Raw genomic sequence first — 19,689 nt, forward strand, 5'->3', positions numbered from 1 at the left:
TAAAAAACGTCAGGCACAGAACAGCGGCCTCATGATTCGCGTAAGGCATAATTAACTCTAAATATGAAGAATATACGTAACTTTTCAATCATCGCTCACATCGACCACGGTAAGTCGACATTGTCTGACCGTATTATCCAGATTTGCGGTGGCCTTTCCGATCGTGAAATGGCAGCCCAGGTTCTGGACTCCATGGATCTTGAACGTGAGCGCGGTATCACTATCAAGGCGCAGAGCGTCACCCTGGATTACAAAGCAACTGATGGCGAAACCTATCAGCTGAACTTTATCGACACCCCCGGCCACGTCGACTTCTCTTATGAAGTTTCTCGTTCGCTTGCCGCCTGTGAAGGCGCTTTGCTGGTGGTTGATGCCGGCCAGGGCGTCGAAGCCCAGACGCTGGCTAACTGCTATACGGCGATGGAAATGGACCTTGAAGTCGTACCGGTCCTGAACAAAATTGACCTGCCCGCAGCCGATCCGGAACGCGTAGCGGAAGAGATTGAAGACATCGTTGGTATTGATGCCACCGATGCGGTGCGCTGTTCAGCGAAGACCGGCGTTGGCGTACCGGACGTGCTGGAGCGCCTGGTGCGCGATATTCCGCCGCCGGAAGGCGATCCGGAAGCGCCGCTGCAGGCTCTGATTATCGACTCCTGGTTTGATAACTACCTCGGCGTCGTTTCTCTGGTGCGTATCAAAAACGGTACCATGCGCAAAGGCGATAAAATTAAGGTGATGAGTACCGGGCAGGTGTATAACGCCGATCGCCTGGGCATCTTCACGCCGAAGCAGGTGGACCGTACCGAGCTGAAATGCGGCGAGGTAGGCTGGCTGGTTTGCGCCATTAAAGACATCCTTGGCGCGCCGGTCGGCGATACGCTGACGCTTGCGCGCAACCCGGCAGATAAAGCGCTGCCCGGCTTTAAAAAGGTGAAACCGCAGGTCTATGCCGGCCTGTTCCCGGTCAGCTCCGATGATTATGAAAACTTCCGCGACGCACTGGGCAAACTGAGCCTCAACGATGCTTCTCTGTTCTATGAACCGGAAAGCTCTACGGCGCTGGGCTTCGGTTTCCGCTGCGGCTTCCTGGGTCTTCTGCATATGGAGATCATCCAGGAGCGCCTGGAGCGTGAATACGATCTGGATCTGATCACCACGGCGCCGACGGTAGTCTATGAAGTCGAAACCACCTCGAAAGAGGTTATCTACGTCGACAGCCCGTCGAAGCTGCCGCCGCTGAACAATATTCAGGAGCTGCGCGAGCCGATCGCGGAGTGTCACATGCTGCTGCCGCAGGAGTTTTTGGGCAACGTCATCACCCTGTGTATCGAAAAGCGCGGCGTACAGACCAACATGGTTTACCACGGCAATCAGGTTGCGCTGACCTATGAAATCCCGATGGCGGAAGTGGTGCTCGACTTCTTCGACCGACTGAAGTCTACCTCCCGCGGCTATGCGTCGCTGGACTACAACTTCAAGCGCTTCCAGGCTTCCAACATGGTGCGTGTGGATGTGTTGATTAACGGCGAGCGTGTGGATGCGCTGGCGCTGATCACGCATAACGACAATGCGCCATACCGCGGCCGCGAACTGGTAGAGAAGATGAAAGAGCTGATCCCGCGTCAGCAGTTCGATATCGCTATCCAGGCTGCCATCGGCAACCACATCATTGCCCGCTCTACCGTAAAACAGCTGCGTAAAAACGTCCTGGCGAAATGCTATGGCGGCGACGTCAGCCGTAAGAAAAAGCTGCTGCAGAAGCAGAAAGACGGTAAGAAACGCATGAAGCAGGTCGGTAACGTTGAGCTTCCGCAGGAAGCGTTCCTCGCCATTCTGCACGTTGGTAAAGACGGCAAATAACCCTAAGGAGTTGGCATGGCGAACATGTTTGCCCTGATCCTGGTCATCGCTACTGTGGTGACGGGTCTGTTGTGGTGCCTGGATAAGTTTATCTTTGCGCCAAAACGTCGCGAAAGTCAGGCCGCTGCGCAGGCGGCGACCGGCGACCAGTTGGACAAGAAAACGCTGAAAAAGGTCGGCCCGAAACCGGGCTGGCTGGAAACCGGCGCGTCAATCTTTCCGGTACTGGCGATTGTGCTGGTGGTTCGCTCATTCATTTATGAGCCCTTCCAGATCCCCTCCGGCTCGATGATGCCGACGCTGCTGATCGGCGATTTTATTCTGGTTGAGAAGTTTGCCTACGGCATTAAAGATCCGATTTACCAGAAGACGCTGATCGAAACCGGACATCCGAAGCGCGGCGATATTGTCGTCTTTAAATATCCGCAAGATCCGCGCCTGGATTATATCAAGCGTGCGGTCGGTTTACCGGGTGATAAAGTGACTTACGATCCGATTGCCAAGCAGGTCACTATCCAGCCGGGCTGTAGTTCTGGCCAGGCCTGCGGCAACGCGCTGCCGGTCACTTACTCCAACGTTGAGCCGAGCGATTTCGTACAGACCTTCTCCCGCAGCAACGGCGGCGAAGCGACCAGCGGTTTCTGGCAACTGCCGAAAGGCGAGACGAAAGCCGATGGCATCCGTCTGGCCGAACGTAAAGAGACGCTGGGCGAAGTGACGCACCGTATATTGACCGTACCGATTGCTCAGGACCAGGTGGGGATGTATTACCATCAGTCCGGTCTGCCGCTGGCGACCTGGATTGTCCCGCCGGGGCAGTATTTTATGATGGGTGACAACCGCGATAACAGCGCCGATAGCCGTTATTGGGGCTTTGTGCCGGAAGCGAATCTGGTGGGTAAAGCAACCGCAATCTGGATGAGTTTCGAAAAACAGGAAGGCGAATGGCCTACCGGCGTACGTTTATCGCGTATCGGTGGTATCCAGTAAATCTTTCCTGCTTTATTCACGCTGCCGACGCAATAACGGCAGCGTGAATTATTTAAAATTTAAATCTATTCAAACTAACGACATCCCTTGTCGTTGCGTATAGAATATCCCCCCGAAGTTTTAGGTTGTCTCTCGTAAGATTGACACAGCACACGAAACCGCGTTGGTTTTTACTCAGGTCGGTTTCGTGTGCTGCATTTTTGACGCATTCATCTATTGGTAACGCATGAACCCCATCGTAATTAATCGGCTTCAACGGAAGCTGGGCTACACTTTTCATCATCAGGAGCTGTTGCAACAGGCATTAACTCACCGCAGTGCCAGCAGCAAACACAATGAGCGCCTGGAATTTTTAGGCGACTCAATATTGAGCTTTGTGATCGCGAACGCGCTCTATCATCGTTTCCCTCGGGTAGACGAAGGCGATATGAGCCGCATGCGCGCGACCCTGGTACGAGGCAACACGCTGGCAGAAATCGCCCGCGAGTTCGAATTAGGTGAATGTCTGCGTCTTGGGCCGGGTGAACTGAAAAGCGGGGGCTTTCGCCGTGAATCTATACTGGCGGACACCGTTGAAGCGTTAATCGGCGGGATTTTCCTCGACAGCGATATTCAGAACGTTGAGCGCCTTATTCTCTCCTGGTACCAGAGTCGTCTGGATGAAATCAGCCCGGGTGACAAGCAAAAAGATCCGAAGACGCGCTTGCAGGAGTATCTGCAGGGGCGCCATCTGCCGCTGCCGTCTTACCTGGTGGTACAGGTTCGCGGTGAAGCGCACGATCAGGAATTTACTATCCACTGCCAGGTTAGCGGCCTGAGTGAACCGGTGGTTGGCACGGGTTCTAGCCGTCGCAAGGCGGAGCAGGCTGCCGCCGAACAGGCGCTGAAAAAGCTGGAGCTGGAATGAGCGAAGAAAAGAACTACTGCGGATTTATTGCCATCGTTGGTCGTCCAAACGTGGGCAAATCCACATTGCTGAACAAGCTGCTCGGGCAGAAGATCTCGATCACTTCCCGAAAAGCGCAGACCACGCGTCACCGCATCGTTGGTATTCATACTGAAGGTCCGTATCAGGCAATCTACGTCGATACCCCCGGCCTGCATATGGAAGAAAAACGCGCGATTAACCGTCTGATGAACAAAGCAGCAAGCAGCTCCATTGGCGACGTTGAGCTGGTTATTTTCGTCGTTGAAGGTACCCGCTGGACGCCGGACGACGAGATGGTGCTCAACAAGCTGCGCGATGGTAAAGCGCCGGTGATTCTGGCGGTCAACAAAGTCGATAACGTACAGGAAAAAGCCGATCTTCTGCCGCACCTGCAGTTCCTTGGCAGCCAGATGAACTTCCTTGATATCGTGCCGATTTCCGCGGAAACGGGGCTGAACGTTGATACCATCGCCGGTATCGTGCGTAAGCATCTGCCGGAAGCGATTCATCACTTCCCGGAAGATTACATCACCGACCGCTCTCAGCGCTTTATGGCTTCCGAGATCATTCGTGAAAAGCTGATGCGTTTCCTCGGCGCTGAACTGCCGTATTCCGTTACCGTGGAGATCGAACGTTTTGTAACCAACGAGCGCGGCGGCTACGATATCAACGGTCTGATTCTGGTTGAGCGTGAAGGGCAGAAGAAGATGGTGATTGGCAACAAAGGGGCCAAAATCAAAACCATCGGTATCGAAGCGCGTAAAGACATGCAGGATATGTTTGAAGCGCCGGTTCACCTCGAGCTGTGGGTGAAAGTGAAGTCCGGCTGGGCTGATGACGAACGCGCGCTGCGCAGTCTCGGTTACGGCGACGATCTCTAAGTTTGGATACTCTATGGCTTTCGAGGTGCAGGACAAAACACAACGTGTTTTGAACAGCGCTTGCGCTGGCTGCGAAGGAGCGAGGCCAGAGGCTGAGTCACGCGGCAAGACCGCGAGTCCCCGGGAGCTTACTTCAGTAAGTGACTGGGGTGATTGGGCGCAGCCAACGCACCTGCGGCTTGAAAGACGACGAGTATGATGGAAGGCTGGCAACGCGCTTTCGTACTGCATAGCCGTCCCTGGAGCGAAACCAGCCTGATGCTGGACGTCTTCACGGAAGAATCCGGCCGCGTGCGCCTTGTGGCTAAAGGCGCACGTTCCAAACGTTCTAACCTCAAAGGCGCGCTTCAGCCTTTTACTCCCTTACTGCTTCGCTTTGGCGGGCGCGGCGAAGTCAAAACGCTGCGCAGCGCGGAAGCCGTCTCGCTGGCGCTCCCTCTCAGCGGCATCACGCTCTACAGCGGCCTTTACGTCAACGAGCTTCTCTCTCGCGTGCTTGAGCACGAAACGCGCTTTTCCGAACTCTTCTTCGATTATTTGCACTGTATCCAGTCTCTGGCTGGCGCAAGCGGCTCGCCGGAACCGGCGCTACGGCGTTTTGAACTGGCGCTGCTGGGGCATCTGGGATATGGCGTGGATTTCCTGCACTGCGCCGGCAGCGGAGAAGCGGTTGACGACGCAATGACCTATCGCTACCGTGAAGAAAAAGGCTTTATCGCCAGCGTGGTTATTGATAACAACACCTTTACCGGGCACCATCTTAAGGCGCTGGCGAGCCGTGAATTTCCGGACAGCGATGCGCTGCGCGCGGCAAAGCGTTTCACCCGTATCGCCCTGAAGCCCTATCTGGGCGGGAAGCCGCTTAAAAGTCGCGAGCTTTTTCGTCAGTTTTTGCCCGCGCGGGCAGCGCGAGCCGATAAAACAAATAACGATTAACGAGGATTGTCATGGCTGAATTACTGTTGGGGGTCAATATTGACCACATTGCGACATTACGCAACGCTCGCGGTACCGCTTATCCGGATCCGGTCCAGGCGGCCTTTATCGCCGAGCAGGCCGGCGCTGACGGTATTACCGTCCATCTGCGCGAAGATCGTCGCCATATTACCGATCGCGATGTCCGTATTTTGCGCCAGACGCTGGATACCCGCATGAACCTTGAGATGGCGGTGACGGAAGAGATGCTGAAGATTGCCTGTGAGACTCAGCCCCATTTTTGCTGCCTGGTACCGGAAAAACGTCAGGAAGTGACCACCGAAGGTGGACTGGACGTGGCGGGCCAGCTCGACAAAATGCGCGACGCCTGTAAACGCCTTGCCGATGCCGGTATCCTGGTTTCGCTGTTTATTGACGCGGACAACGCGCAAATTAAGGCCGCAGCGGACGTTGGCGCGCCTTATATCGAAATTCACACCGGATGCTACGCTGATGCGCAAACTGACGCTGAGCAGGCAAAAGAGCTGGAGCGTATTGCCAAAGCGGCGACCTATGCCGCCAGCCTGGGGCTGAAGGTTAATGCCGGTCACGGTTTGACCTACCATAACGTGAAGGCCATTGCCGCGCTGCCGGAAATGCACGAGCTGAACATCGGCCACGCGATCATTGGCCGTGCGGTGATGAGCGGCCTGAAAGAGGCGGTGGCGGAAATGAAGCGTTTGATGCAGGAAGCGCGCGCCTGATGGCCATTCTCGGACTGGGTACTGATATTGTAGAAATTGCCCGTATTGAAGCGGTAATTGCCCGCAGCGGCGATCGTCTGGCGCGTCGCGTCCTGAGCGATAGCGAGTGGGCGATATGGGAACAGCATCAGCAGCCGGTCCGTTTTCTGGCCAAGCGTTTTGCCGTTAAAGAAGCGGCGGCCAAGGCGCTTGGTACCGGCATCCGCAATGGGCTGGCGTTTAATCAGTTTGAGGTTTACAACGACGAGCTGGGTAAGCCAAAGCTGCGATTGTGGGGCGAAGCGAAGAGTCTGGCCGAGCGTATGGGCGTAAGCAGCATTCACGTGACGCTGGCCGACGAGCGTCACTATGCCTGCGCCACGGTGATTATCGAAAGCTAGAGTGTTACAGGCCGGAGAGGTCGGTTAACGCCGCCATCCGGCAATATCACAGTTTGTCCGCGTGGTGCAGCAGGACAAACTTATCCCACAGCTGCTCTTCATTTTCGTTATGGGCCGGATCTTTCAGAATGGTATTTGGGATCGGGCACACCTTCTGGCAGGTCGGCGTATCATAGTGGCCAACGCATTCGGTGCAGCGATCGCTGTTAATTTCATAAATGCTATCACCCATGGATATCGCCTCATTTGGGCACTCCGGCTCGCACATATCGCAGTTGATGCATTTTTTGGTGATTAACAGCGCCATCAGGAAATTCTCAGAAACAACACAAACAGGGCGGGCATTATACGCCCATTTTTCGCCCGGGCCAGCTCTTTTCCACCGCGGGGCGACCATCCGCAGCGGAGAAATTTAGCCCGGTCTGAGCCAATAAGAGAGAGTGTGCTTTTGGCAGCGGGCAGGGCACTCGGGGTTACACCAGCTTTTTCACCAGCGCTTCGCTATGGCGAATCCGCTCCGGAGCGTGCTCAAGATCCTGCTGCACCAGCCCCATAAACAGTAGATCGGTCAACATCATTTGCGCGCTGGTGGAGGAGATCGCGGCGCTACGCGTGGCCTGCTCTTCCGCAATGGTGTACAGGCACAGCGTTGCCTGCTGCTGAAGCGCGTTGGGGTTAAAGCCGGTGATCGCCAGGATCTGGCTTCCTACCCGCAGCGCTTCACCGGCCGCCATATTGATCTCGCGTCGTTCACCGGAATAGGAGATGGCCAGCAGCAGATCGTCCGGAGACATCGCCTGTACCGTCGCCAGCAGGGCGTGCATATCCTGTTCTGATACCGCGTTAATGCCGATTTTCATCAGCTTCCAGCTAAAGTTTCTCGCCACCAGGCCCGACGCGCCGATGCCGGTAATGATGACCCGACGGGCGTGGCGCAACAGCGTGACGGCTTCCAGCAGCTTCTCTTCGGTGTTGACGTCCAGCGAGGCGTGCATGGCCGCGACGTTATCTTTAATCAGCTTTTCGCCAACCAGGCGCAGGGGATCGTCACCGCGAATCTGGTTATGCACCGGTACGGATTGCGGAGTCGGCGCGCTTGCCAGTGCTTCGCTCAACGCCAGCTTTAACGCCGGGAAGCCTTTGAACCCCATCTTCTGCGCAAATTTCACTACGCTTGACTGGCTGACGCCGGCTTCGCCCGCCAGCTGCTGCGAGCTGAGGTGGCGGGTTTGATCCGGTTGAGCCAGAATGAAATCGGCCAGTTTTTTATCGCTTGCGGCCAACGTCGGATAGCGCTGGCGAATACGGGTCAAACAGTTCATAGCGGCTCCGGAGGACAGCTTCACCCTCGCTGAAAGAATTTTGTATTCGATTATAAGAGGATTATCGCGAATTAAAAATTCTGTGCCTAAGATTTCTCGGCAAAGACGTTTTCTTAATACGGATTCAACAGCAGCGTATGTTTTCGCTATTGGCGACGTAAGGCTGTTAAGCTATTGGTTATCATGCGATCGTTCAGGGGAGTGGGTTTTGAATAGCAGCACGCGGAGAGTGGTTTTCTTTGATCTGGATGGAACCTTGCATCAGCAGGATATGTTCGGCAGCTTTTTGCGCTATGCCCTGCGCCATCAGCCACTGAACGCGCTGCTGCTGCTTCCTTTATTGCCGGTTATCGCGGCCGGACTGATGTTATACGGTCGCGCCGCGCGCTGGCCGATGAGCCTGCTGCTCTGGGCATCAACCTTCGGACGCAGCGAGCAGCAGCTTAAACGCCTGGAGGCCAATTTTGTTCGCTGGTTTCGCCAGCACGTCACGGCATTCCCGGTTGTTCAGGCGCGGCTTAAACATTATCTGACCAGCACGGACGCTGACGTCTGGCTGATCACCGGTTCGCCGCAGTCGCTGGTTGAACAGGTCTATTTTGATACCGCCTGGCTGCCGCGGGTGAATCTGATCGCCAGCCGAATGGAGCGACGCTACGGCGGCTGGGGATTAACCCTGCGCTGTCTCGGTAATGAAAAAGTGACGCAGCTGGAACAAAAGATCGGCGCACCGCTGCGCTTGTATAGCGGCTACAGCGACAGCGAGCAGGACAACCCGCTGCTCTCTTTTTGCCAGCACCGCTGGCGGGTAACGCCGCAGGGCGATCTTCAGCAGTTAGAATAGTGTGTAATACATAGCGCCCATGTATAATGCGCCCCGCTTTTCTGCAGGAGTGCCCGCTTTGTCTGACCATGAATTAAATGATGAATACTGGATGCGTCACGCCCTGACGCTGGCTAAACGCGCCTGGGAAGAGGGCGAGGTGCCGGTCGGCGCCGTGCTGGTGCATAATCATCAGGTCATCGGCGAGGGCTGGAATCGGCCCATCGGCCGCCACGATCCCACCGCGCACGCCGAGATTATGGCGCTGCGTCAGGGCGGGCTGGTGTTGCAAAACTATCGCCTGATTGACGCAACGCTGTACGTTACTCTCGAGCCCTGCGTGATGTGCGCCGGGGCAATGGTGCACAGCCGTATTTCCCGACTGGTGTTTGGCGCCAGGGATGCGAAAACCGGCGCCGCCGGGTCGCTGATTGATGTGCTGCATCATCCGGGCATGAACCATCGGGTAGAAATAGCGGAAGGTGTTATGGCGGAGGCCTGTTCCGGCATGCTGAGCGATTTCTTCCGCTGGCGGCGGGAAGAGAAAAAAGCGCTAAAGCGAGCGGGCCAACAGGCGCAGGATTAATGCCCCATTCCGGGGATTTTTAATTTTGCGTTATCGACCAGCGTTTCGGCGCGAAAGTTAAAAAAGGACCTGGTGTACTGCTCTTCTTTATCCAGCTCATCCGGCATGACTGCCGGATAGTGTTCGCCTAAGGCCGCCATCTGCGCGTCTTTTTTCTCTTTTTCAGAGAGATAGCCCACGAGGCTAATATGATATTTGCGGATATTTTCGACGTAGGCGTAGGCTTCGTGCCCGCGCGCAAAGCCGTACTTCAGTCGGCTGTAGTAGTTTTTCTGGCTTAGCAACGGCAGACGCTGCTTCACATCGGCCCAGCTATTCGGGTTGCCTTTCTGCTTTTTGGTCAGCGCCATCGCGTCAAGCATGTGCGCGTAGCCCATATTATAAGCCGCCAGCGCAAACCAGATGCGCTCGTCCTGTGGGACCGACTCCGGCACTTTATTCATCATGTCCTGTAAATAACGCATGCCGCCGTCGAGGCTTTGCTCGGCGTCGGTACGATCGGTCAGGCCCAGGCTTTGCGCCGTATTGCGGGTCAGCATCATTATCCCGCGAACGCCCGTCGGAGAGGTGGCCTGCGGATCCCAGTGCGATTCCTGCCATGAGATAGCCGCCAGCAGCCGCCAGTCTATCTGTCGGGCGTATTTTTCAAACATCGGCTGCAGGTCAGGGAGGACGCTCTCCACGGCGCGCAGGAAGGTGCGGGTGTCAACGTAGTCAAAATCGTTGCCGTGGCCGAGGTATTTCTCCTCCAGCCTCGCCAGGGTGCCATCTTCGTTAATGTTATTGAAGAAATCGAGCATTGCCGCCGGCAGGGAATTATCCTCACCTTTTTCGCTAAACCAGGTGACCGGCTGTTCGTCGCTGATATCGAGGGCGACGGCCAGCTCCGGGTGGACGCGCTGGAACAGACTGACGGCGACCGAATCAGCGACGGTATAGTCGAGTTTGCCATCGATAACCGCCTGCATCAGCGCCGTCGTGCCGCGCTTATCGTCCACGTGCCACTCAAGGTCGGGATATTTTTGCTTTTTCAATGCCTGGAGATCGTTAATCGCCACGTGCCCGGGAGCGATGGCCAGCTGCGCGGCGGTGATGTTTGCCAGGGTGCGCGGACGCAGGTTGCCTTTGCGATACACCAGCTGTTGCGAAACGGAATAGTAGGTCGGCCCGACCTGATAGTTTTTCACCCGCTCGGAGTTGTAGACCAACCCGGCTGCCAGCATGTCGGCTTTGCCTTCATCGAGGTCGTCGAATAGCTGGCTGATATTCTGCCTGACGGTGACTTTGAGCTCGACGCCGAGGTAGTCGGCAAACTGCTGCGCCAGCTCATAATCAAAACCGTAGGTCTTGTCATTGATGGTCGCGAAGGTCATCGGCGAATTAATGGTGCTGATTCGCAGTTCTCCGCGCGCCATGATCCCCGCCACGCGGTTTTCTGGTTTTCCCATCCACGGGAGAGACGGCCACAGGGCAGCCGCCAGCAGGAGGGTCACAATGCCGATGAGCAGATAATTAATCTTTAGTTTTTTCAGATAGTTAATCTTCTGCAGCTTCGCGTTCCTCAGCAGATTATGACCAGAAAAAGTAAAAGGTTGTCCTGGAATGAGCGGCATTTTGCTTAAGAATGCGCCAGTTGGCAACTTATTCGCGAGATGAGTCACATTAATTGATAAACCCCGGCAATCATTTTATTTCTACGCAAACGGTTTCGTCGGGGCGCAGGATTCACTATAATGGCGCCCGTTTCCCCCCTGGCTCACCATGAAAGCTTCGAAGACGAGAGACTTATGATGGAAATTTTGCGTGGTTCACCTGCACTGTCGGCATTCCGTATCAATAAACTGCTGGCACGTTTCCAGGCGGCCAACCTTCCGGTCAGCACCCTTTATGCCGAGTACGTTCATTTTGCCGACCTCAGCGCCCCGCTCAGCGGCGACGATCGCGAGAGCCTGGCAAGATTGCTCAAGTATGGCCCGAACTTAAGCAGCCATACCCCGACCGGCAAGCTACTGCTCGTTACCCCCCGTCCCGGCACCATCTCTCCCTGGTCTTCTAAAGCTACCGACATCGCCCATAACTGCGGCCTGTCACAGGTTTTGCGCCTGGAGCGCGGCGTGGCGTATTACGTCGAAGCGAGCAGCCTGAATGACGAACAGTGGTCGCAGGTGGCGGCCGAACTGCATGACCGCATGATGGAAAGCGTCTTTGGCGCGCTGGAAGAGGGTGAAAAACTCTTCGCCCACCATCAGCCAACCCCGGTCACCAGCGTTGATCTGCTGGGCCTGGGCCGTCAGGCGCTGATTGACGCCAACCTCCGTCTGGGGCTGGCGCTGGCGGATGATGAAATCGACTATCTGCAGGATGCTTTCCAGAAGCTGGGTCGCAACCCGAACGATATCGAACTCTATATGTTCGCGCAGGCTAACTCCGAGCACTGCCGACACAAGATTTTTAACGCCGACTGGGTCATTGATGGCGAAAAGCAGCCGAAGTCGCTGTTTAAAATGATCAAAAACACCTTCGAGAAAACCCCGGACTACGTGCTGTCTGCTTATAAAGACAACGCCGCGGTAATGGAAGGTTCAGCCGTGGGGCGCTACTTCGCCGACCACGAAACCGGCCGCTACGACTTCCACCAGGAAGACGCGCATATTCTGATGAAGGTCGAAACCCATAACCACCCGACGGCGATCTCTCCGTGGCCGGGCGCGGCGACCGGTTCCGGCGGCGAAATTCGCGATGAAGGCGCCACCGGGCGCGGCGCGAAGCCGAAAGCGGGTCTGGTGGGCTTCTCGGTTTCCAACCTGCGTATTCCGGGGTTTGAGCAGCCGTGGGAAGAGGATTTCGGTAAGCCGGAGCGTATCGTCACCGCGCTGGATATCATGACCGAAGGCCCGCTGGGCGGCGCGGCGTTTAACAACGAATTTGGTCGTCCGGCGCTCAACGGTTACTTCCGTACCTATGAAGAGAAAGTGAGCAGCCACAACGGCGAAGAGCTGCGCGGTTATCACAAGCCCATTATGCTGGCGGGCGGTATCGGCAACATTCGCGGCGAACACGTGCAGAAGGGCGAGATCGTCGTCGGCGCGAAGCTGATTGTTCTCGGCGGTCCGGCGATGAACATCGGTCTTGGCGGCGGCGCGGCCTCTTCAATGGCTTCCGGCCAGTCCGATGCCGATCTCGATTTCGCCTCCGTACAGCGCGACAACCCGGAAATGGAACGTCGTTGCCAGGAAGTTATCGACCGCTGCTGGCAGCTGGGCGACGCTAACCCGATTCTGTTTATCCACGACGTCGGCGCCGGCGGTCTGTCGAACGCGATGCCTGAACTGGTCAGCGACGGCGGACGCGGCGGTAAATTCCAGCTGCGCGATATCCTCAGCGATGAGCCGGGTATGAGCCCGCTGGAGATCTGGTGTAACGAATCGCAGGAACGTTATGTGCTGGCGGTCGCGCCGGAACAGCTGCCGCTGTTTGATGAGCTGTGCCGCCGCGAACGCGCGCCGTACGCGGTGATTGGCGAAGCGACCGAAGCGCTGCATCTGAGCCTCGACGATACTCACTTTGACGATCGCCCGATCGACCTGCCGCTTGACGTGCTGCTGGGCAAAACGCCGAAAATGACCCGCGACGTGCAGACGCTCAAAGCCCAGGGTCAGAGTCTGGAACGCCAGGGAATCACTATTGCCGACGCGGTGAATCGCGTGCTGCACCTGCCGACCGTGGCGGAGAAAACCTTCCTCGTCACCATCGGCGACCGTACCGTCACCGGTATGGTGGCGCGCGATCAGATGGTGGGTCCGTGGCAGATCCCGGTGGCTAACTGCGCGGTGACCACCGCCAGTCTCGACAGCTACTATGGCGAAGCCATGTCCATTGGCGAACGCGCGCCGGTGGCGCTGCTGGACTTTGCCGCTTCCGCCCGTCTGGCGGTCGGCGAGGCGCTGACCAACATCGCGGCGACGCAGATTGGCGCGCTCAATCGCGTGAAGCTGTCGGCAAACTGGATGGCCGCAGCCGGTCACCCGGGCGAAGACGCCGGTTTATATGAAGCGGTAAAAGCGGTTGGCGAAGAGCTCTGTCCGGCCCTCGGACTGACCATTCCGGTGGGTAAAGACTCTATGTCGATGAAAACCCGCTGGCAGGAAGGCACTGAACAGCGCGAGATGACCTCTCCGCTGTCGCTGGTGATTTCCGCCTTTGCCCGCGTGGAAGACGTACGCCGTACCGTCACCCCACAGCTCGCGACCGAAGACAACGCCCTGCTGCTGATTGATTTAGGCAAGGGGAACAATGCGCTGGGCGCGACCGCGCTGGCGCAGGTTTATCGTCAGCTTGGCGATGTGACCGCCGACGTGCGCGATGTCGCACAGCTGAAAGGCTTCTGGGACGCAATGCAGGCGCTGGTGGCCGAAGGTAAGCTGCTGGCGTGGCACGACCGGTCTGACGGTGGCCTGCTGGTCACGCTGGCCGAGATGGCCTTTACCGGCCACTGCGGCGTCAAGGTTGATATCGCCGCGCTCGGCGAGGATCGTCTGGCCGCGCTGTTTAACGAGGAGCTTGGCGGGGTGATTCAGGTTCGTGCCGCCGACCGCCAGGCGGTGGAAGCGCTGCTGGCCGCTCATGGTCTGGCGGATTGCGTTCACTATCTTGGCCAGGCCACGACGGGCGATCGCTTTGTCATCGAGGCCGACGGTCATCCGGTATTCAGCGAAAGCCGCACAACGCTGCGCATGTGGTGGGCAGAAACCACCTGGCAAATGCAGCGTCTGCGCGATAACCCGGAGTGCGCCGACCAGGAGCACGAGGCGAAAGCCAACGATGCCGATCCGGGCCTTAACGTGAAGCTCTCCTTCGATATCAATGAGGATATCGCTGCGCCTTATATTGCCACCGGCGCGCGTCCGAAGGTTGCGGTGCTGCGCGAGCAGGGCGTGAACTCCCATGTAGAAATGGCCGCGGCGTTCCATCGCGCGGGCTTTGATGCCATCGACGTGCACATGAGCGACCTGCTGGCGGGGCGTACCGGTCTTGCTGACTTCCAGGCGCTGGTGGCCTGCGGCGGCTTCTCCTACGGTGACGTTTTAGGCGCGGGTGAGGGCTGGGCGAAATCGATTCTGTTCAATGAGCGGGTTCGCGACGAATTTGCCACCTTCTTCCATCGTCCGCAAACCCTGGCGCTGGGCGTGTGCAACGGCTGCCAGATGATGTCTAACCTGCGCGAACTTATCCCGGGCAGCGAGCTGTGGCCGCGCTTTGTGCGTAACCAGTCCGACCGCTTTGAAGCCCGCTTCAGCCTGGTTGAAGTGACCCAGAGCCCGTCTCTGCTGCTGCAGGGGATGGTGGGGTCAATGATGCCGATTGCCGTATCCCACGGTGAAGGGCAGGTGGAAGTTCGCGATGGCGCGCATCTGGCGCAGCTGGAAAGTAAAGGCCTGGTGGCGCTGCGCTTCGTCGACAACGCTGGTAAGGTGACGGAAAACTATCCGGCTAACCCGAACGGTTCGCCGAACGGTATCACCGCGGTGACCAGCGAAAGCGGGCGCGCGACCATCATGATGCCGCACCCGGAACGCGTGTTCCGCACCGTGTCGAACTCCTGGCATCCGGAAAACTGGGGCGAAGACAGCCCGTGGATGCGTATTTTCCGCAACGCGCGTAAACAGCTGGGCTAAAACCGCTCACAAATCGCATTAAGCCTCCTGCCCGCGCAGGGGGCTTTTTTATTGGTGAGGCGTATCGACAGCAGGTGTCGGGGATCGCCGACAAACGCGCTATAGCGGTGTCGTCAAAAGGTGACACTTAACTTATTGATTTATAATAGCATTGCTAAACCATTCATCCGGTGTTGCTAATCAGCGACACTTTGCGCGAAAACCGACCATCATCATTCATGCCCATGAATAGTAAAAAGGTATTATATTTCATTGTGTTAATAAAATGTTTTGAGATGTGGCATAGTTCGTGCATAATTATAACCAGTGGCTCATTCACCTTCTTATGTCAGCCCCTTCGGGACGCGCTACATAAACTTCGAATGACGCACAAACAGGTGCCTGCCGTCCAACTCCTGATAACAGCTCCGCTTTATCAGTCATCGGGCGAAACGTCGAGTAAGGCACCGCCTCATTTCTTAATAAAGCCAGGCTCCTGTAGCCTGGCTTTATTATTTCCGGCGTAGATGTTTATTGCGTCCTCGGTTAGCATCGTCATGAGCTAATGATTGAGACCCTATCCGTGAAGCGACTCTCCCTTTTCCCCCGTTCGCTGCGCCAGCTGGTCACGCTATCCTTCGTGCTGATCCTGCTGCCGCTGCTGGTGCTGGCATGGCAGGCGTGGCAAAGCCTCAACGCGCTGAGCGCGCAGGCGGCGCATATCAACCGTACTACCCTTATCGACGCCCGCCGCAGCGAAGCGATGATTAACGCATCGCTGGAGATGGAACGTAGCTACCGTCAGTACTGCGTGCTGGACGATCCGACGCTGGCGCGGGTCTACCAGAATCAGCGCCAACGCTACAGCGAAATGCTTGATGCTCACGCGGGCGTCCTGCCCGATGAGAAAATCTGGCAGGCGCTGCGTCAGGATCTCGACGATCTGGCCGAGCTGCAGTGTAAAAATAGCGGTCCGGCGGCGAAGTCAGCCGCCAGCCTGGAAGCGTTTGCCTCGGCCAATAGCGACATGGTGCAGGCAACCCGAACGGTGGTCTATTCGCGCGGGCAGCAGCTGCAGCAGGAAATCGCCGAGCGCGGGCAGTTCTTCGGCTGGCAGGCGCTGGTGCTGTTCCTGCTCAGCCTGGCGCTGGTGCTGCTGTTCACCCGCATGATTATCGGCCCGGTGAAGGGCATTGAGAGAATGATCAACCGACTGGGGGAGGGGAAGTCGCTGGACGACGCCGCGCTGTTTACCGGTCCGCGCGAGCTGCGCTCCGTCGGTAAACGCATTATCTGGCTGAGCGAACGCCTTGCCTGGCTGGAGTCCCAGCGTCATCAGTTCCTGCGCCATCTTTCCCATGAGCTGAAAACGCCGCTGGCCAGCATGCGCGAAGGGACGGAGCTGCTTGCCGACCGGGTGGCCGGGCCGCTGACGCTCGAGCAGCAGGAGATCGTTGAAATTCTCGATAACAGCAGCCGCAACCTGCAAAAGCTGATCGAGCAGCTGCTGGATTACAACCGTAAACAGGCCGATGGCCCGATTGCGCGCGAGACGGTAAACCTGGCCGAACTGGTGGAAAATGTGGTTTCTGCCCATAGCCTGCCGGCAAGAGCTAAAATGATGCATACCGAACTGTTGCTCAGCGAGCGTTTATGCGAAGCGGAGCCCGCTCTGCTGGTGAGCGTCCTGGATAATCTCTACTCCAATGCGGTGCACTATGGTGCTGAATCCGGTAACATTCGCATTCATAGCTATCGGCACGGCGAGCAGGTGCGCATTGACGTCATTAACGACGGCGAGCCGATCCCGCCCGCAGAGAGAAACATGATTTTTGAGCCTTTTTATCAGGGAAGCCACCAGCGTAAAGGGGCGGTAAAAGGCAGCGGTCTGGGGCTGAGCATTGCCCGCGACTGCGTACGGCAAATGCAGGGCGAGCTGAGCCTGGTTGATGATAAATCAGGGCTAATCTGTTTTCGTATCACGCTCCCCGTCGCCGAGTCTGGACAAAATAACGTATAACTATCGGGTGAATATGTCCCACTTCTTCGCACTTGTCCGTCCCCTCAGGGGATGGCTGTTGTCAGGCATGTCCTGCCTGGCGCTGGCGGGATGTTCCGCCTCTACATCACCACACGCCGCGGATGGCAAAACGCTCTCCGCGCTGCCGCAGCACCAGGTCGCCGATTTTCTTTCGGTGGAGTGCGCCGACATCTGGAGCCTGCAAAGCGAGGCCAGTGATAAAAACCCGCTTTACTGGCTGCGGGGAATTGACTGCGCGGACCGCCTTGCTCCGGTACAGGCGCGGGCTGAAGCCCGGCAGCACGATGCCGACAGCTGGCAGGATGCCTTTAAACGCGGCATTTTACTGGCCGATGCCAAAATCACGCCCAACGAACGTCGCGATCTGGTGGCCAGTCTGGATGCCTTCAGCCCGCAAATCGCCGCCCAGGTTCGCCCGCTTTATCAGCTCTGGCGCGATGCCCAGGGCCGGCAGCTTCAGCTGATTGAGGAGCGCTCCCGCTACGCCAAATTGCAGCAGTCAAGCGATGCGGAGCTGGAGACGCTGCGTCAGCAGGAAATTGAGCTACGCAGTCAGCTCGAACTGACGACCCGCAAGCTGGAGAATCTCACCGATATCGAGCGTCAGCTCTCCAGCCGTAAACCCGGCGGGAACTTCAGCTCTGACGCCGGGCACGGCGGCGATAAAGTCCCGGAGGTGATTCATGACGATCCGTAAACCCGCCCGTCTGCTATTAGTGGACGACGATCCGGGGCTGCTGAAACTGCTGGGTATGCGTCTGGTCAGCGAAGGGTATAGCGTACTGACCGCCGAGAGCGGGCCGGAGGCGCTGCGCACGCTGAGCCGCGACAAGGTCGATCTGGTGGTCAGCGACCTGCGGATGGACGAGATGGACGGACTCCAACTGTTCAGCGAAATCCAGAAGGTTCAGCCGGGGATGCCGGTGATCATTCTCACCGCGCACGGTTCCATTCCGGACGCCGTTGCCGCGACCCAGCAGGGCGTGTTTAGCTTTCTCACCAAGCCGGTGGATAAAGACGCCCTTTATAAAGCGATTGATGACGCGCTGGAGCAGAGCGCGCCAACCACCGACGAGCGCTGGCGTCAGGCGATTGTGACCCGTAGCCCGCTGATGGAGCGACTGCTGGAGCAGGCCGGGATGGTGGCGCAGTCGGACGTCAGCGTGCTGATTAACGGCCAGAGCGGTACCGGCAAGGAGATTGTCGCCCAGGCAATTCATAACGCCAGCCCGCGCCGTGATAAACCTTTTGTCGCCATTAACTGCGGCGCGCTTCCCGAACAGTTGCTGGAGTCAGAATTGTTCGGCCACGCGCGCGGCGCTTTTACCGGCGCAGTCAGCAATCGCGAGGGGCTATTCCAGGCCGCGGAAGGCGGGACCCTGTTTCTTGATGAAATTGGCGATATGCCGGTTGCGCTACAGGTGAAACTGCTGCGCGTTCTGCAGGAGCGTAAAGTGCGCCCGCTGGGCAGCAATCGCGATATCGATATTGATGTGCGGATTATTTCTGCGACCCATCGCGACCTGCCGAAGGCCATGGCGCGAGGCGAATTTCGTGAAGATCTGTTCTATCGTCTCAACGTGGTGAATCTGAAAATCCCGCCGCTGGCTGAGCGTACGGAAGATATTCCGCTGCTGGCGAACCATCTGCTGCGCCAGTCTGCCGATCGCCATAAACCTTTTGTCCGCGCATTCTCCACGGATGCGATGAAGCGGCTGATGGCCGCCAAATGGCCGGGCAACGTGCGCCAGCTGGTGAACGTGATTGAGCAGTGCGTGGCGCTAACCTCTTCGCCGGTCATTAGCGACGCCCTGGTGGAGCAGGCGCTGGAAGGGGAAAACACCGCGCTGCCGACCTTTGTTGAGGCGCGGAATCAGTTTGAGCTCAATTACCTGCGCAAGCTGCTGCAAATCACTAAAGGCAACGTCACGCATGCGGCGCGGATGGCGGGGCGCAACCGCACCGAATTTTATAAGCTGCTGTCGCGCCACGAGCTCGACGCTAACGACTTTAAAGAGTAGCTCCGCGTGATGACGCAAGTTATGATACGGTTAGCAACCGGTTACGCGACTAAAACAGGAACACCATGAAAAAGATTGATGCGATTATTAAACCCTTCAAACTGGATGACGTGCGTGAAGCGCTGGCCGAAGTCGGCATCACCGGGATGACGGTAACGGAAGTGAAAGGTTTTGGCCGCCAGAAGGGGCATACCGAGCTGTATCGCGGCGCGGAGTATATGGTCGATTTTCTGCCGAAAGTGAAAATCGAAATCGTTGTCACCGATGATATCGTCGATACCTGCGTGGATACCATTATCCGTACGGCGCAGACCGGCAAAATCGGCGACGGTAAGATCTTTGTTTTCGATGTCGCGCGCGTGATTCGTATCCGCACCGGCGAAGAAGACGACGCGGCGATTTAAGCCATCCAAAAAGCCCCGGTACCTGATGTCACCGGGGCAGCTGACTATGTTTTTGAATTAGGGCTTATCGTGCTGTTTTTTGGGCATTGATAAATGCGGATCCATAGCTATCGGCGG

Annotated in this window: 17 protein-coding genes; 14 read left to right on the top strand and 3 right to left on the bottom strand. The window is 57.2% G+C overall.

The features are described from left to right. Window positions 1-63 precede the first annotated feature (63 nt). From lepA to acpS, 7 genes are all read left to right on the top strand, one after another. On the top strand, window positions 64-1,863 hold the full coding sequence (gene lepA / locus FQK12_RS02090) for a translation elongation factor 4 (RefSeq protein ID WP_004853275.1): 1,800 nt from the start codon (window positions 64-66) through the stop codon (window positions 1,861-1,863). Window positions 1,864-1,878: 15 nt separating this feature from the next. Further along, on the top strand, window positions 1,879-2,853 hold the full coding sequence (lepB, locus tag FQK12_RS02095; RefSeq protein ID WP_014230401.1) for a signal peptidase I: 975 nt from the start codon (window positions 1,879-1,881) through the stop codon (window positions 2,851-2,853). A 226-nt stretch (window positions 2,854-3,079) separates the two neighbouring features. Then, on the top strand, window positions 3,080-3,760 hold the full coding sequence (rnc, locus tag FQK12_RS02100; protein WP_004104573.1) for a ribonuclease III: 681 nt from the start codon (window positions 3,080-3,082) through the stop codon (window positions 3,758-3,760). Next, window positions 3,757-4,662 carry a GTPase Era gene (gene era, locus FQK12_RS02105; protein ID WP_004104571.1) on the top strand — a complete coding sequence of 302 codons (906 nt, stop codon included), beginning with the start codon at window positions 3,757-3,759 and terminating at the stop codon, window positions 4,660-4,662. The genes rnc and era overlap by 4 nt, the downstream gene beginning before the upstream one ends. A 198-nt stretch (window positions 4,663-4,860) precedes the next feature. Continuing rightward, entirely contained in the window at window positions 4,861-5,598 is a 738-nt protein-coding gene (recO, locus tag FQK12_RS02110; RefSeq protein WP_004853269.1) for a DNA repair protein RecO, read from the top strand. A gap of 11 nt (window positions 5,599-5,609) precedes the next feature. Next, window positions 5,610-6,341, top strand: a complete 732-nt coding sequence (gene pdxJ / locus FQK12_RS02115) for a pyridoxine 5'-phosphate synthase (RefSeq protein ID WP_014230400.1) — start codon at window positions 5,610-5,612, stop codon at window positions 6,339-6,341. Continuing rightward, window positions 6,341-6,721, top strand: a complete 381-nt coding sequence (gene acpS, locus FQK12_RS02120; RefSeq protein WP_014230399.1) for a holo-ACP synthase — start codon at window positions 6,341-6,343, stop codon at window positions 6,719-6,721. The genes pdxJ and acpS overlap by 1 nt, the downstream gene beginning before the upstream one ends. A gap of 46 nt (window positions 6,722-6,767) precedes the next feature. Here acpS and FQK12_RS02125 read toward each other — a convergent pair whose 3' ends face one another. After that, window positions 6,768-7,028: a YfhL family 4Fe-4S dicluster ferredoxin gene (locus FQK12_RS02125; RefSeq protein WP_004114478.1), complete on the bottom strand. Its 261-nt coding sequence runs from the start codon at window positions 7,026-7,028 to the stop codon at window positions 6,768-6,770. Between the two features lie 166 nt (window positions 7,029-7,194). Further along, complete coding sequence (locus FQK12_RS02130) at window positions 7,195-8,043, bottom strand: MurR/RpiR family transcriptional regulator (protein WP_014230398.1); 849 nt, start codon at window positions 8,041-8,043, stop codon at window positions 7,195-7,197. A gap of 208 nt (window positions 8,044-8,251) precedes the next feature. Here FQK12_RS02130 and yfhb point away from each other — a divergent pair, with 208 nt between their 5' ends. Further along, window positions 8,252-8,887, top strand: a complete 636-nt coding sequence (gene yfhb, locus FQK12_RS02135; RefSeq protein ID WP_004853258.1) for a phosphatidylglycerophosphatase C — start codon at window positions 8,252-8,254, stop codon at window positions 8,885-8,887. A 58-nt stretch (window positions 8,888-8,945) separates the two neighbouring features. Then, window positions 8,946-9,452, top strand: coding sequence for a tRNA adenosine(34) deaminase TadA (tadA, locus tag FQK12_RS02140; protein ID WP_014230397.1), 507 nt, complete (start codon window positions 8,946-8,948; stop codon window positions 9,450-9,452). Here the strand turns inward: tadA and mltF are convergent. After that, window positions 9,449-11,065 (bottom strand): membrane-bound lytic murein transglycosylase MltF, encoded by a 1,617-nt coding sequence (gene mltF, locus FQK12_RS02145; RefSeq protein ID WP_014839219.1) that lies wholly within the window; start codon window positions 11,063-11,065, stop codon window positions 9,449-9,451. The two genes, tadA and mltF, sit on opposite strands and share 4 nt — an antisense overlap. Window positions 11,066-11,239: 174 nt before the next feature. Between mltF and purL the strand changes: the two genes are divergently transcribed. From purL to glnB, 5 genes are all read left to right on the top strand, one after another. Next, entirely contained in the window at window positions 11,240-15,127 is a 3,888-nt protein-coding gene (gene purL / locus FQK12_RS02155; RefSeq protein ID WP_032720558.1) for a phosphoribosylformylglycinamidine synthase, read from the top strand. 562 nt (window positions 15,128-15,689) lie between these two features. Continuing rightward, a complete protein-coding gene (locus FQK12_RS02160) occupies window positions 15,690-17,126 on the top strand; it encodes a sensor histidine kinase (RefSeq protein ID WP_088941783.1) in 1,437 nt (478 codons plus the stop codon). Between the two features lie 13 nt (window positions 17,127-17,139). Next, window positions 17,140-17,844, top strand: coding sequence for a two-component system QseEF-associated lipoprotein QseG (qseG, locus tag FQK12_RS02165; protein WP_038423057.1), 705 nt, complete (start codon window positions 17,140-17,142; stop codon window positions 17,842-17,844). Beyond that, window positions 17,831-19,168 (top strand): two-component system response regulator GlrR, encoded by a 1,338-nt coding sequence (gene glrR / locus FQK12_RS02170; protein WP_014230390.1) that lies wholly within the window; start codon window positions 17,831-17,833, stop codon window positions 19,166-19,168. Before qseG ends, glrR begins: the two co-directional genes overlap by 14 nt. A gap of 65 nt (window positions 19,169-19,233) precedes the next feature. Then, entirely contained in the window at window positions 19,234-19,572 is a 339-nt protein-coding gene (gene glnB / locus FQK12_RS02175; protein ID WP_002914032.1) for a nitrogen regulatory protein P-II, read from the top strand. Window positions 19,573-19,689 lie beyond the last annotated feature (117 nt).

Origin of the sequence: Klebsiella sp. ME-303 (assembly GCF_007910085.1) — a bacterium.
In the GTDB taxonomy this organism is placed as follows: Bacteria; Pseudomonadota; Gammaproteobacteria; order Enterobacterales; family Enterobacteriaceae; genus Klebsiella; species Klebsiella michiganensis.